Source organism: Actinomadura rudentiformis (assembly GCF_008923185.1).
GTDB lineage: Bacteria > Actinomycetota > Actinomycetes > Streptosporangiales > Streptosporangiaceae > Spirillospora > Spirillospora rudentiformis.
The window spans coordinates 87152-100627 of sequence record NZ_WBMT01000029.1; the positions used below are offsets into that span (position 1 = coordinate 87152).

The following is a 13476-nucleotide window of genomic DNA, read 5'->3' on the forward strand; positions in this document are numbered from 1 at the left end:
ATCCTTCATCCATCACCGACAGCCAAGGAACGACGATGACCGGATTCACGATGACCATCAACGGCGCGGCAACGACGGGCGACGGAACGTTCGACGTCATCGACCCCGCCACAGGAGAGGTCTTCGCGCAGGCCCCGGACTCCGGCAGAGGGCACCTGGACGCGGCGATGAACGCCGCCGCCGAGGCCTACCGCCATTGGAAACTCGACGAGGAGGTGCGCCGGCGCGCCCTGCTCGACGCCGCCGACGCTCTGGACTCCGGTGCCGAACGGCTCGCGCGGCTGCTCACCTCCGAACAGGGCAGGCCCCTTCCGGAGGCGCGCGCCGAGATCGGCTGGGCCACCATGTGGCTGCGCTATTACGCCGACCTGGAAATCCCGCGTGAGATCGTCCAGGACGACCAGAACGGCTTCGCCGAGGTGGCGCGCCGCCCGATGGGCGTCGTGGCCGCCATCGCGCCGTGGAACCTGCCGATCATCCTCGCGATCTGGAAGATCGCACCCGCGCTGCTGGCGGGCAACACCATGGTGCTCAAGCCCTCGCCGTTCACGCCGCTGGCCACCTTGGCGATGGGGGAGATGGTGCGCGGCGTCTTCCCGCCCGGCGTGCTGAACATCGTCAGCGGTCAGGATCCCCTCGGTGCCTGGATGACGGCGCACCCCACCCCCCGGAAGATCACCTTCACCGGCTCGGTCGCGACCGGGATGAAGGTCGCCGCCGCGGCGGCCAAGGATCTCAAGCGCGTCACTCTGGAACTGGGCGGCAACGATCCCGCCATCGTGCTCGAAGACGCCGATCTGGCCCGGATCGCCGACGACGTCTTCACAGGCGCCTTCATGAACAACGGCCAGAACTGCATGGTGATCAAACGGGTCTACGTCCACGAGCGACGCCATGCCGACCTGGTGGAGGCTCTCGCGGAACGGGCGAAGGCGGCGCGCGTCGGGAGCGGCTTCGACGACGTCCAGCTGGGCCCGATCGCCAACCGCCCGCAGTTCGACCGGGTGTCCGAACTGGTCACCGACGCCATCGCGCACGGCGCGGTCGCCGCAGCCGGAGGACGGGCACTCGAACGTCCCGGATACTTCTTCGAGCCGACCATCCTGACCGGTGTGTCGGACGGCATCCGCATCGTTGACGAGGAGCAGTTCGGCCCCGCGTTGCCTGTCATCGCCTACCGCGATCTGGACGATGTGGTCGACCGGGCCAACGACACCCCGTACGGCCTGACCGCGTCGGTGTGGACGGACGACGATGCCAGGGCGGCGGACGTGGCATCGCGACTGGAGTGCGGGCAGGTCACCGTGAACGCTCACGGAAACGGCTTGCGCCCGGACCTTCCGTTCGGAGGCCACAAGCAGAGTGGGATCGGCGTGACCAATGGACCGTGGGGTCTCCACCGCTACACCGAACTACAGGCCCTCACCCGTCCCGCAAGGACCACAAGTGCTTTGGACAACGAACGACAGACCGTCTGACTGTCGAGCCAGGCGCGCGGTTCGTGCGTGCGTCAACTGAGGAACCGGCAGCGCCCGGCGTGGCAGTCTTGCAGGCTTTGCAGGGCTGCCCGCCGGGCCCTGGCCAGCTCGGCCATCTTGGCGTCGATCCGTTCGACCACCGCCTCCAGACGCCACCGCTCGCTATCGCACGTGGCCCCGCCCGCGTCATGCGCGGCCAGCGCGTCGACCACCTCGTCCAACGTCAGGCCCAGCTCCTGCAGCCCTTTGGCCATGCGGATCCGCTCGACCGTCGCGGCGTCAAAGATCCGATAACCCGACGGCCTGCGTTCGGCAGCGGGCAACACCCCACGCCGCTCGTAGAAGCGCACGGTGTCAACGCTGACGCCGGCCTCGCGGGCGACCTCCCCGATCTTCACGCGACCTCACCCCTTGACTCTGGACTATGGTCCAGACTTTAGGGTCTGGGATGCAGGCACCACAAGCCACCGCTTCCGGAAGGAATCCAGCCATGGACATCCCACCTGCCTCCACTCCCGTCGTCTGCGACATGACCACCGCCACCGACACACCCCAGCAGCGCCTGGACGCGTACCAGGACCTCTTCGGCCGGCACCTCATCGGCCGCGAAAGGACCGCCGAGGGCATTCGCTTCCAGCTGCGCGCCAACCCAGGCGTCGAGCAGCAGGTGCGGAAATTGGCCGAACGCGAGAAGGCCTGCTGCGCATTCTTCGCGTTCGACATCACCACCGACGGCGACCAGGTCATTTGGGACTGCGCGGTCAGCGACAACGACACCGCTCGTGCCGTGCTGGAGGAGTACTACCTCCTGCCCGAAACCGCCGTCCAGAACCCCGCCGAACTCGGCGACCACCTTGCCGCCAAAGGCCTGCACTTCACCACCGACCCGGGCGGCACCGTGCACCAAATCGTCCACGTGCCAAGCCGAACGTCTCGGTCAGTCGGCGGCCTTCCGCCAGGCAGGCCGTCGGCGATCCGGGCAGGTGGCTCTTGAGGCCAGACCGGTTAGGAGGTGAGGTCGAAGTGGCCGCGCTGCAGGCTGTTCAGCAGCCTCTCAAGCTTTTCGCTCCCGGCCCCGACAACGTGGCGACGTGAATCTTCGTACTTCGCTTGCTCCATCTCCTCGGCGTTAGAACCCTTGGGATACGAGTACATGTAGCCAGGCTCTATCTCCGCCTGATCGCTGACCGTGCACAGGACGCGTCGAGTGGAAAGCTCGACGATCACCGCGTTGAAGTGGATGCGGATTCGTTCGAGAGGGACCCGGCATCACGCGGGCGACTTGACCAAGCTGCTGCCGGATGGCCGTGAACCGGTCCGCGTGACGCAACACCACCTCGTGCCGGGTCTCGGGCTCGGCGCTGAAGTTCTGGTACGCGCCCATCCCGGCCACAACCACGATCAATGCGACGAGGGTCCGCCTGACCATCCCTGTCCGTCCATCGGACCAGGTCTCGCTCCCCCAAGCGGGAGACGCTGGTGCCCATTATCAGCACGGGCGGCCAGGCGACTCCATGCGCCTGCAACAGGCCCTGACCGACCTCGGGCCATCGTAGGACGATCTTTCCGCCAGACGCCAGAAAGACCACGGGCACATAGACACCCGCGTGGCCCCTCCCAGCGCCGAGCTTCGCCGCTGGAAGAGGGCGATGGGTCTCACACCTTGCGGCTCGACCTGGGTCCGTTCAATCCCCAAGAAATGATCTGGTTGGGCGTGATCGTGATGACCTCCCGGGAAAGGCCCGGCAGCGGCGGCTCGTGATCGGTCAGAGCCACCGCCGTGCCCCGGATCTCGATGCCGCGCGGCACCCAGGGGTCCACCGACGCCAGATCATCCACGACGAACGACACGGTGCTGCCCTTCTGGACGTTCCTGAACTTCTTGGACGCCCCCAGCGCGCCCCCGCCGATTGTGATCGTGCCTGCGGCGGCGTCCACAAAGAAATTGACCGGGTTGTTCTGCACCTGGCCAGCCGGAGAAACGGTGGCCATGCGGCCGATGGGCTGGCTGGTCAGATAGTCGAGTTCCGCCTGTTCGAAGATCATGCGGGCCAGCCTCCAACCCTGACATCAATGCAGTCAAACGCACGCAGCCACGACACGCCGCCAGGTCAGTGTGGGGGTGTTGCGGCCGGTATCTGCGTCAACTGGCGGCGATGGGCGTTGCGGCGGATCAGCACCACGATCGTGGTCGCCGCGGCGGCGCCGAAGCAGGTGAATCCCCCCACGACCGCGGTGGCGAGATCGCTCACCTGCGGCTGGCTGCCGACGGCGTAGCGGGCGTCGGCGTTGGAGGCGTTCTTCAGGCACGTCAGTCGATAGGTGCCCGCGACCGGCACGTCCAGGCGCCACAACCCGTGCCACGTCGTGCTTTTGATGGTCAAGGTGACCTGGCTGGTTTCGGGCTGGACGGGCACTGGCCGTCCGGACTGGTCATAGGCCTGGCAGCGGTCGCCGGGCGTGCCCCGCTGGTCGACGTAGAAACCCATCCGTTCACCCGGGTCCAGTCGCATGGACACGGTCTCACCAGCCGCGAACGTACGTTGCGGCAGCGCACTGAACACGAAGGCGTGGAACCCCCAGGCCACGAAAGCGAGCCAGCCTAAGGCGAACGCCATCGCGACCACGAACCAGCGGCGGCGCGGACGAAGCTGAGGAGAGCGGAGCAGAGAAACGTTCATGAAACACAGACGCACCACCGCAACCGTCGGTTGCTTTCGCAACGAACCGCAGTCTCGGAGAACGTCCTGCCAGGAAGCGAGATCAGGCAGCCTGCCTCGAGCTCGCCCAGGTTGGTCCTCGCCACACCAAGATCGCCATGTCAGGACGGTCGGTCACCGGGGTTGGGGGCGTAGCCCATCGAGGATGAGCTGGGCGATATGTGCTGCGCGTTTGCGGCTGGTCTCTGCGTTGGCGTGGCGGATGGCGGCGAAGGCGCCTGCGACGAGTGCCATCACCTCGTCGACGGTGAGGTCGTGGCGTACGGCGCCGGCTTCGTGCGCGCGGTGGAGCAGGCCTGCGACATGGCGTGTGAGATCTGCGGCGACGTCCGGGGCGGCGGTGCGCAAGTCGAACTCGGCGGCCACGAGCGCGCTCTTGACGGCTGCGTTCTCGGCGCCCGAAGCCATCATCCGTGACAACAGCGTGAAGAGGGCTGCGGGATCGCCGGTGGCGGCGAGCGCTTCTGCCTCCGCCACGAGCTGCCTCAGCTGATCGATCGCGACAGCGAGGTACAGCGCTTCCTTGGACGGGAAGTGCCGGTGGACGGTGCCGGGGCCGACGCCCGCGCGGCGGGCTATCTCATCGAGCGAGACGCCAAGGCCCTCCGTCGCGAACAGCTGCTGCGCGGTGCGCAGCACCCGCTCCCGATTGCGGCGCGCGTCAGCTCGCAGCTCGCGGTCACTCCCGTGAGCTGCCGGAACGGGCTCAGGTGGCTGGCTGGACATATCGGCAACAGCATAACCGGGGCGTCGCACCGTATACTCGATGATCGTAACCGGGGCGACGCCCCGCTTATGTCCAGTTCATCGATCAGGAGGAGCCGATGACCACACGCGACGACGTGATCGCCCTAGTGCGGCGGATGCAGGAGTGCTTCAACACCCGGCAGTTCGACCAGGCCGCCGACCTGCACACACCCGATTTCTTCAGCCATCCACTTGGCGCGACCGGGTTCGAGGCGGGCAAGGACGCCTGGACCAAGCTCGTTGCCCAATTTCCCGACGTGCGCGTCGTCGCCGACGACATCGTGGTCGACGGCGACCGCGTCGCCGTCCGCTCGTCCGTACAGGGCATCGCAATCCCGGAGGGCAACGCACAGCCAATGCTCATCGAGATCTTCCGCATCGCCGATGGCCGCTTCGCGGAGGCGTGGGGAGCCACCGAGGGCCCGGACCCGCGTGTCAGCTAAGACCACGAGGCCAACGTCTGCGCCGTACGGATCATCATGGCGCTCGCCGAGGCCCGGCCTGCCGGGCTGACCACCAAGCCAGCTCATGAGCGTGACCAAGCTGACCAGGCCGGTCGGCGCCCGGCCTTCCGGCGTGTCGGCGACCGGCCTCTCAGCGTCCTACTTTTGCCCGTCGAGGGGATTGAAGACAGCCGCTCAGGAGCTGAAGAAGGCGAGCACTTGGTCAGTTGTGAATTTCGGGTTCTCCTCGGGGATGAAGTGCCCGGAATCTGGGGCGATCACTTCGCGGACGTCGTCGGCTACGTTGCGGAACGACTGCGCGACCAGGGACTGCATGGAGTATTGGCCGCCCATCGCCAGCACCGGCATGCGCAGGCGTTTGCTCGCGTTCGCGCGGTTGTCGGCGGCATCGGCGGTGAAAGCGCGGTAGTAATCGAAGCCCGCGCTGCGATCGGCGGGGTCGACGTAGGCCTGGTAGTAGCGTTCCCGGTCGATGGCGTCGGGGTGGCGGGTGGCGTCATAGATGGAGCCGTAGAACGGCTTGACGTCGTCGTTGTCCACGATCTGCTCGGGGACGGGCTTCCTCATCTGGTTGAACTCGATGTGCCAGGTGAACGCGTTGAGGTCGTCAAGCCCGAAGCCGGGAAGCGGGGACTCCATCACGGCGATCCGAGACACCTCACCGGGGTGGTCGCGGGCCCACGGGTAGGCAATCGAGACGCCCATGTCGTGCGCCACGATCCCCACGTTCGTGAAGCCCAGTTTGCGCACGGCCTCGCGGATCCGCAGCGCCGTGGTCGCCTTGTCATAGCCGCTGGGCGGGGCAGTGGAGTCACCGAGCCCTGGCAGGTCGACCGCGATGACCGTGTGCTTGCGGGCGAGGGCGGGCATCACCTTGTGCCACGCCCACCACGTCTCCGGCCAGCCATGGATCAGCACCAGCGGCGGCCCGGATCCGCCGCGGACGTAGTGGATGACAGAGCCGTTCACCTGGACCTTGCCGTGCTGGAACCCGTCCGCGAATCGGGCCGGGCCCGACGTCGGTTCGCCGGACCCGGCCGGTTCGGCCCCGGCCGAGCCGGCCGCAAGGCTCAAGGTGACGGCCAGCGCGGCGAGTACGGACGTCACGGCCCGCCAGAGCCGTTTTCTGGTCGATGGCATGTCTGCTCCCGTCGTTGGTCACGAACACTCGCGAGTTGTGACCGCCGCGCCGCTTGAAAACCATCGCTCCGTCCCACTACTTGGAGAACCGTGAGCCCAGCACCCTGCGCCGACCCGCCCCGGAAGGATCGGCGCAGGTTGCTGGAGCCGGCTGTCCGGGTACGAGCTCGCCGTGCCGTGTCCGTCCACCCGGTGTTCGGCGCCGGACGGTGAGGCCCGGCGCCGCCGCGGGTGGCCAGGTCAGCCGCGCGTGGAGCCGCCCGTGGCCGGTGTGTTCAGCTGCGCGCTCGTCCGGCCGGTGAGCTCCTCAAGGGAGACGTTGTGCCGCGACCCGTTCTGGAGGATTGCGGTGACGTGCTTGACGCCGCCGCGGGGTGAGGCGTTCTCGCGCTCCTCCGTCGTCGGCGCGTCCGGCCACCAGGCCGCGAAGTAGCCGCCGCTGACGGTCGCGGCGACGCTGCCTTTCGCCTCCGTGGCGAGTTCCAGGCCCACCACGCCGGCGCCGACCCTGCCGGTCACGACACGCACGCTCTCCTCACTCGTGCTCATGACCGAGCCGAGGGCGGCCCGCGCCGACCCTGCGGGAACGGGCGGAAGCGGTTGTGCGTCGGGCCCCGGCGTGCTGCCCGTCGAGCCGACGAGGTCGCCCTTGTCGAGGAGGCAGGTGATCTCGGCCAGGTGGCTGCTGTCGTCGTTGACGTAGACAAGCGTCCACGGCCCCCGGCCCTCCGTCACCACAGGCCGGAAGCCGAGCTCGCGCCCGGTTGTGTTCTTGGCAGTGTCCCGGGCGCTGTCGAGGCACTTCTTCTGGGCGTCGGCGGCCCGGTCACCGCTCACCGTGTGCGGCGTCGCTGTCCACGCTGCCATCGCCGAGCCGCCGCCGAACACGCCGGGCAGCAGCAGCGCCGCCGCGATGCCGACGGCCACCCCTCCGCCGATAGCGGTGAGACGCCTGGCGGTGCGCTTACGGGGGCTGCTGGTCGTCGGCTCGGGCGTCCCCATCGAGTCGGTGGCCACCACCCGGGCCAGCAGCGCCCGGGCCTTGGGGTCGGTGCTGGTGTCCAGGTCGGCGGGGGTGACCGCCGGGTCGAGGTCGCGCAGGGTGTGGTCAAGGGTGTCGTTCATCGTGTGCTCCGGGAGTCGACGGTGGCGGTCGCCACGGGCTGGGTCGTGGTGGCGGGGGCCGCGTCGGCGTGGTGGCGCAGGGCACGCCGGGCCCGGGTGAGCCGAAGCCGGAACGCGACGGGGGAAATGCCGAGCACCCGCGCGGCCTGTGGGGCGGTGAGGCCGTCCCACACGGCCAAGGCGAGCGTCTCCTGGTGGCGCGGGCTGAGCCGCCGCCACGCCTGGACGAGGTCGAGCCGGCGTGCCACCAGCTCGGGGTCCAGCCCGGCCGCCGCGGCGCCGGTCAACTGGCTGTCGGCGATGCGGACGGCGAGCGCCTGCCGCCGCTGGTCGGCCCGCAGCCCGTTGCGGAGAGTGCGGTGCGCGACGCCGAACAGCCAGGCCCGCGCCTCGTCCGCCGCCAGTGGCACGTCGTCCAGGCGCCGCCAGGCGACGAGGAACACGTCGGCGACCACGTCCTCGGCGTGGGAGGGGTGGACGCGACGCTCGACAAACCGCAGCAACGCGGCATACGTCTGCTCGTAGAGGTGGGCGAAGCGCTGGGTGCGCTCCGGTGGCCCGGTGTCGGTGACGTTCATGCCTAGGTCATGTCCGGCAGGCCCACAGGTGTGTCGCGAACCGTCTCGACGAGGCGTCGGCCACGGCCTCCTCCGTGCTCTCGCCGGTGACATCGCGCGTCGCCCCAGCCGGCAGCGCTGACCACGTGAGGCGGGAGACACCTGCATTGAAGTCGCGGCAGGCAAAGACCACACGGTCGCGTTCCGCGGCAGGCGCGGTCACGGTTAGGTCTGGTCATCATTTCGGTGCGGATCGACAAACGCAGTACCTCGCCGAACGCATCGCAGGGGCGCCATGGAAGACGCCAATCTGGTTGAAGACGTCAGATACGTCTATCACCGGAGTCGGTGGGGAGACATCTCGGAAGCCGTCGCGACCTACATCTTCATGTGCGTGGTGGTCGTGCTGGTCTGGGGCCCTTGCTGGTGGGCGGCGTGGCCGTCGCGGCCGGCGCATACGTGATCATCGTCCGCCGGTGGGCGCGGACCTATCCGGGCGGGCTGGTGGTGGCGTTGGACGAGTCCGGTGTGCGTTTTCTTGCACGTGTCAGGGACTCGTCCGTTCACCCGGGGTGCTGAGTGAGCTGCACAGAGGCGGCTGACCGGCTACGTCGCCGGTATTCGGTGGGTGTCAGGCCGACCAGGGTCCGGAAACGGCGGGCGAAGTACGTCGGGTCGTCCCAGCCGACGGTGGCACCGACCCGGGCGACCGGCAAGGCCGAGTGTGCCAGCAACGTGGCGGCCCGTTCGGCTCGCAGCCGGGCCAGGAAGCCCAGCGGCGTCAATCCGACATACCGTCCGAACAACCGGCCGAGATAGGCGGGATCCAGGTTGACCGCCCGGGCGAGATCGTCAAGCCGCCACGGGTGGGCAGGCGCCGCCTCAAGGCGGGCGATGGTGGCGGTGACGGCGGGGTGGACGGCGGACTCGGGCGTCGCCGGCCCGGGGTCACGGCCGTCGGCCAGGACGCCGAGCACGGTGACCAGCCGGCCCAGCACACGGCCGGGCCGGTTCTGGTCGGCTCCGAGATCCCGTTCGAGCAGGCTGATCTCCGTGATGGCGTCCTCGGCGGCGACCGGATCGACGGTCGTGACCGCCACGCCATGCGCGCCCGACGCCACCGGATCGGTCCACAACATCTGGCGCAGCATCGGGATGTCATTGAGCGCCGCCAGTTCGGCCCGTAGCGCCTGGGCGGACAGGCAGCAGTTGGCGACGGTCAGGTCCATGCAGTCCCGGAAGCCGTGCCAGGCCCCGGGACGGAGCACGATGACCTGCCCGCGCCGCAGCGGCTGCTCACCCTGGCTGGTCACGTGCCGGCCACGACCGGTTCCGATCACCGCGATCTCAAGGAAGTCGTGGGCGTGCGGCTCGATGTCGAGATCCAGGTGGTGGACGCCGCCCAGCACCGGGCCCCCGTTGAACAAGGCGTGCTCGTGCAGGGTGGCAGGCATGTCGGGATCGTACGACTACTTGCCTGGATCGGCCTAGCTCGTGGCGGTGCCCCTCAACGAGGCTTGCGTTATCCCAACGGCACGAAATCTTGGAGGTCAATGATGCCAACGACTACGAACGAGCACTCCGGCAGCGACGTCGACACCGACGGACAGGTGCCGGACGAGCTTGTTGCTGCCTATCGTGAATCCGGTTTCGTCCGAGTACGCGGCGTACTCGATCCCAGCCAGATCGAGCGCTTCCGGGCCGCCGCCGAGGCGTTCCTGGAGGCACACCGCGCGGAGAGCGTGGAACGGCAAGGCGTCTTCAGCCAGCTGGTCAACGTCTGGCAACACGACCAGACGCTGCGAGAGCTCACGTTCGACCCGCGCCTCGGCCGCATCGCCGAACAGCTCGCCGGGTTTCCGCTGCGGCTCTGGCACGACCAGATGCTGGTCAAGGAACCGCACAACAACGCCGCCACGGAGTTCCATCAGGACCGTCCGTACTGGCCGCATGCGGGCGACCGGCTCCCGCTGTCAGCGTGGATAGCGCTGGTCGACGTTCCCCCGGAACGGGGCTGCATGACCTTCCTGCCCGGCACCCAGCATCGCACCGGCCTGCGCCCGCAAGACCTCCACCACGAGGAGGACCTGTTCACGCTGGACCCGTCACTGCGCTGGATTCCCCGGGTCACCGTGCCACTGCGCGCAGGCGACTGCACGTTCCACAGCGGCTACACCGGCCACATGGCACTGCCCAACCGCACCGACCAGGCCAGGCTCGCCCACGTCACCATCTACATGGACGAGGCGACCCGCTACAGCGGGACCGGGCACATCGTGACCGACCCCCTCGGGCTCGCCGCGGGTGAACGGCTGGACGGCGACACTTTTCCCCGCCCCTGGGCTTAAGTGCTCTCCCTCAACCGAAGAACCAAGATCGACCAGGAACCGGCGCCGCCGCGACCAGCCTCCGGCACGTCCCCCAGGTCGTCCCACCGCACCGGCCTGCACCCAACCACTGGAAGCCTTGGACGCCGTCCTCACCGGCAAGACCCCATGGCCGCAGTCGGTCCGCCTGGCCGCCGACATCCTCAACACCACACGCTGGCTCACCCGCAATCGCAGCCAGTGAGGCCAGCTCCCGAACCTGCTGCGCGCAGTGAGCCGGCTGGTTATGGAGCTGTGTATTGCTCCCGTGCGTCGAGTAGCTCGTCCCAGTGCTCGGCTGCCCACGCGCATGCAGCCTCAAGTGGCTCCAGCATGCTGCGGCCCAGCGGCGTCAGCGCGTACTCCACTCCCGCTTTCGGGTCAGCGTGCACCGTGCGTGAGATGAGCCCATCTCGCTCCAGGCCGCGCAGCGACTGAGTGAGCACTTTCGGGGTGACGCGGTGCAGTGGCACGCGAAGCTCGGAGAATCGGCGCGGACCGCCTTCCAGGCAGCGAAGGACAAGAGCTGCCCACTTGTCACCGAAGCGGAATGGCAACAGTGAGGACGGGCACAGCTCGTCGAACATGTCCGGAGGCAGCGGCTGCCGGTGCGTCATGGTTTCTCCTGCCTGTGGGCTGGGACCGGTGACTTGTCTCGGTATCCAGGAGGTAACCGCCCTTGCGGATACCTTTCGGGAGCATCGAGTCAACCGGAGGTATTCCAACAATGGGCAGGTTCGTGGTTTTCGGGGCCGGTGGTCGAGCCGGCCGGCAGGCTGTCGCTGAAGCGCGTCGGCGTGGACACCAGGTCACAGCGGTGGTCCGCGACCCGTCCCGCTACGGCGGCTTGGCGGACGGCGGCGTACGGATCACCGCCGGAGATGTCACCGATGTGGCCGACGTCGCCGCCCTCGCGGCTGGGCACGACGCCGCGATCAACACGGCGGCGGTCATCGACTCGGAGACCTTCTTCACCAGCGCCGCACATGCCCTCATCAAGGGCCTGCAGCAGGCCGGGGTGGACAGGCTCGTCACCGTTGGGCTCGCATCGCTCCTGCCCGGCCCCGATGGGATCCGCTTGCTGGACATGCCCGATTTCCCCGCCGAGTTCCGGCCCTTCTGCCTGGCCCACGCCGCCGGTCTTGAGGCGCTTGGCGTTGAAGGCGGCACGCTGGACTGGGTGTATGTCAGCCCAGTTGGCGACTTCGACCACGAGGGGGATCGCACCGGTCACTATGAGATCCGCGAACACGGTGACATGACGGCGCGCATCTCCTATGCGGACTTCGCCCTCGTCCTGCTCGATGAGGCCGAGACCCCACGGCACCACCGCAGCCACCTGGCCGTGACATGACGACATGACATGACATGACGGCAGGGGGCTTTGGCAGGCGCCGCCCGGGCCTGCGCTAGGCAGCCGACCTCCTCCTGGGAGCCGTGCGGGTGCGCACCTGCGCTACTCGATCGGCCGGACCAGCGGCCCGTATTGGCGGGAGGCGGCAGGGGTGGCCGGGGCGGCGCTTGCCACAGCCGCGCCAGCACCTCGCGCGCCACCTCGCGGTCGGGCCGGTCGGCCCCGGTCACCATAACCATCACCCCTGCAACCCGCCCGGGTCACAGACCACGTGGCGTTTGCGCCCGTTGATTCTCTTGGCCGGATCGAATCCGAGCGTGGCCTTGCTAACGGTCTCCGACGCCTTCACCGACTGCGAATCAACGATGCGGCTCGATAGCGGTGAGCGCTCACCGGTTCTTCAGCACGCTCTAAGGATTGAGGGGCTACCGCAGCGCTGCTACTCCCACCGCGGACAGGCCGCCGGCCACTGTCAACATCCACGCCTGCATGAGCTCCATCGGCTGGCTCATGTCTACCAGGGTCGTCACGGCTACGACGATGGACTCACGCTGGCGTACCAAGTCGGCGACCGACGGGGCCAATGGGATGTTCGACCACTGGCGGACCCGATCGCCAGGGGACTGCATCGTGACTGTGATCCGGTCACCGTCGATATGTGCGCTGAGAATCGGGTTTGGCTCGTCAAGTGACGGCAGCATTTCCAAGCTGAGCCCTAGCTCCGCGTACGTGCGTAGGGTGCACAGCCGCCATCCACCCTTATCGCGACACAGCAACGCGGCCTCATAGGACGGATTGACCAGGAACACCGGTAGATCGACCGCAGGGGCTCCGACGGCGGCCCCCAAGGCGGCGGGGAGGGTGAACGTGCTGGCCCGCCATGTGAGGTGTCCTTGCAAGGCGTACGGCTCGGCCATTTCGTCGTACCACCCGGCCTGGTGACATTCCGGGTGATGCAATGTCGCTTCTGCCCGATCCCCACCGAGGGAGTACACGACCAGCGCGGGCTCACCCGACAGCGGCCGACCGCACGTCTGGCAGTCAACTGGTCTCAACTGCTCATTGAGCCCGGCATGGACCTTCCGGAGCCGCCACCGGGTTCTCCGATCGGTCTGAAAAGAGATGTCAGGCACGCACGCTCCGTCCGTCGATGATCCCTGCAAAGCTAGCCGTACCGGATGTACCACGCCGGTTTCGGTGCGGGACGTGCCAGGTCGAAACCTCGGGAGCGCCTGGCACTCCCTCGAAGTGCTCACGTTTCCACTGCGGAGGTGGGCCCCGCTGTTTCGTCATGTGATCATCTTGCCCGGCACTGCGATCCGGGTGTTGGTCTGAGACGTGCGGGATGGTCGTCGGAGTACAGACGTGCTGTGGAGGCAACCTCGCGATGGCAGGTGACTTTTCCGGGCGCCCTGACCGAGGAGCAAGGCCCGGCCAGTGGTACCGTCCGCGTGGAGGCTCGTACGTGCCTTCCCCGGACGAGATGTGCGCCGTACCCGGCCCGCTAAGACGACGCACTCCAGGA

General features: G+C 68.1%; 16 protein-coding genes, 1 pseudogene and 1 riboswitch. Of the genes and pseudogenes, 5 read left to right on the forward strand and 12 right to left on the reverse strand.

Annotated elements, in window-relative coordinates; all coding sequences use genetic code 11:
• Window positions 1–35 precede the first annotated feature (35 nt).
• A complete protein-coding gene (locus F8566_RS44535; protein ID WP_151569555.1) occupies window positions 36–1478 on the forward strand; it encodes an aldehyde dehydrogenase family protein in 1443 nt (480 codons plus the stop codon).
• 32 nt (window positions 1479–1510) lie between these two features.
• Here the strand turns inward: F8566_RS44535 and F8566_RS44540 are convergent, their stop codons facing one another.
• On the reverse strand, window positions 1511–1876 hold the full coding sequence (locus F8566_RS44540; RefSeq protein ID WP_151569557.1) for a MerR family transcriptional regulator: 366 nt from the start codon (window positions 1874–1876) through the stop codon (window positions 1511–1513).
• Window positions 1877–1968: 92 nt separating this feature from the next.
• Here F8566_RS44540 and F8566_RS44545 point away from each other — a divergent pair, with 92 nt between their 5' ends.
• Window positions 1969–2472 (forward strand): peptidylprolyl isomerase PrsA, encoded by a 504-nt coding sequence (locus F8566_RS44545; RefSeq protein ID WP_151569559.1) that lies wholly within the window; start codon window positions 1969–1971, stop codon window positions 2470–2472.
• A gap of 11 nt (window positions 2473–2483) precedes the next feature.
• Here the strand turns inward: F8566_RS44545 and F8566_RS44550 are convergent, their stop codons facing one another.
• The 4 genes from F8566_RS44550 to F8566_RS44565 all read right to left on the reverse strand — a co-directional run bounded on the left by F8566_RS44550 (window position 2484) and on the right by F8566_RS44565 (window position 4924).
• The gene (locus F8566_RS44550; RefSeq protein WP_151569561.1) at window positions 2484–2705 is read right to left on the reverse strand and encodes a hypothetical protein; all 222 of its coding nucleotides are present in this window, start codon (window positions 2703–2705) and stop codon (window positions 2484–2486) included.
• A gap of 429 nt (window positions 2706–3134) precedes the next feature.
• A complete protein-coding gene (locus F8566_RS44555) occupies window positions 3135–3524 on the reverse strand; it encodes a PPOX class F420-dependent oxidoreductase (protein ID WP_192810196.1) in 390 nt (129 codons plus the stop codon).
• 65 nt (window positions 3525–3589) lie between these two features.
• The gene (locus tag F8566_RS44560; RefSeq protein WP_151569563.1) at window positions 3590–4201 is read right to left on the reverse strand and encodes a hypothetical protein; all 612 of its coding nucleotides are present in this window, start codon (window positions 4199–4201) and stop codon (window positions 3590–3592) included.
• A gap of 111 nt (window positions 4202–4312) precedes the next feature.
• Window positions 4313–4924, reverse strand: a complete 612-nt coding sequence (locus F8566_RS44565) for a TetR/AcrR family transcriptional regulator (protein ID WP_151569565.1) — start codon at window positions 4922–4924, stop codon at window positions 4313–4315.
• A gap of 98 nt (window positions 4925–5022) precedes the next feature.
• On the opposite strand from F8566_RS44565, the gene F8566_RS44570 reads away from it, so the two are divergent.
• Entirely contained in the window at window positions 5023–5388 is a 366-nt protein-coding gene (locus F8566_RS44570) for an ester cyclase (protein ID WP_151569567.1), read from the forward strand.
• A gap of 195 nt (window positions 5389–5583) precedes the next feature.
• On the opposite strand, the gene F8566_RS44575 is transcribed toward F8566_RS44570, so the two are convergent.
• From F8566_RS44575 to F8566_RS44590, 4 genes are all read right to left on the reverse strand, one after another.
• On the reverse strand, window positions 5584–6549 hold the full coding sequence (locus tag F8566_RS44575) for an alpha/beta fold hydrolase (protein ID WP_151569569.1): 966 nt from the start codon (window positions 6547–6549) through the stop codon (window positions 5584–5586).
• 240 nt (window positions 6550–6789) lie between these two features.
• On the reverse strand, window positions 6790–7674 hold the full coding sequence (locus F8566_RS44580) for a hypothetical protein (protein WP_151569571.1): 885 nt from the start codon (window positions 7672–7674) through the stop codon (window positions 6790–6792).
• Entirely contained in the window at window positions 7671–8252 is a 582-nt protein-coding gene (locus tag F8566_RS44585; RefSeq protein ID WP_151569573.1) for an RNA polymerase sigma factor, read from the reverse strand. The genes F8566_RS44580 and F8566_RS44585 overlap by 4 nt, the downstream gene beginning before the upstream one ends.
• Window positions 8253–8794: 542 nt before the next feature.
• Complete coding sequence (locus F8566_RS44590; protein WP_151569575.1) at window positions 8795–9685, reverse strand: AraC family transcriptional regulator; 891 nt, start codon at window positions 9683–9685, stop codon at window positions 8795–8797.
• A 99-nt stretch (window positions 9686–9784) separates the two neighbouring features.
• Between F8566_RS44590 and F8566_RS44595 the strand changes: the two genes are divergently transcribed.
• The gene (locus tag F8566_RS44595; protein ID WP_225994088.1) at window positions 9785–10579 is read left to right on the forward strand and encodes a phytanoyl-CoA dioxygenase family protein; all 795 of its coding nucleotides are present in this window, start codon (window positions 9785–9787) and stop codon (window positions 10577–10579) included.
• Between the two features lie 263 nt (window positions 10580–10842).
• On the opposite strand, the gene F8566_RS44600 is transcribed toward F8566_RS44595, so the two are convergent.
• Complete coding sequence (locus F8566_RS44600; RefSeq protein WP_151569577.1) at window positions 10843–11214, reverse strand: winged helix-turn-helix transcriptional regulator; 372 nt, start codon at window positions 11212–11214, stop codon at window positions 10843–10845.
• Window positions 11215–11324: 110 nt separating this feature from the next.
• Here F8566_RS44600 and F8566_RS44605 point away from each other — a divergent pair, with 110 nt between their 5' ends.
• The gene (locus F8566_RS44605; protein WP_151569579.1) at window positions 11325–11951 is read left to right on the forward strand and encodes an NAD(P)-dependent oxidoreductase; all 627 of its coding nucleotides are present in this window, start codon (window positions 11325–11327) and stop codon (window positions 11949–11951) included.
• A gap of 173 nt (window positions 11952–12124) precedes the next feature.
• On the opposite strand, the pseudogene F8566_RS51975 reads toward F8566_RS44605, so the two are convergent.
• Both F8566_RS51975 and F8566_RS44610 read right to left on the reverse strand, forming a co-directional pair.
• A pseudogene (locus F8566_RS51975) lies at window positions 12125–12318 on the reverse strand (transposase); the annotation flags it as partial.
• Between the two features lie 58 nt (window positions 12319–12376).
• Entirely contained in the window at window positions 12377–13084 is a 708-nt protein-coding gene (locus F8566_RS44610) for a hypothetical protein (RefSeq protein ID WP_151569581.1), read from the reverse strand.
• Window positions 13085–13402: 318 nt separating this feature from the next.
• Window positions 13403–13470: riboswitch (guanidine-III (ykkC-III) riboswitch) on the forward strand.
• The last annotated feature ends 6 nt before the right edge of the window (window positions 13471–13476 follow it).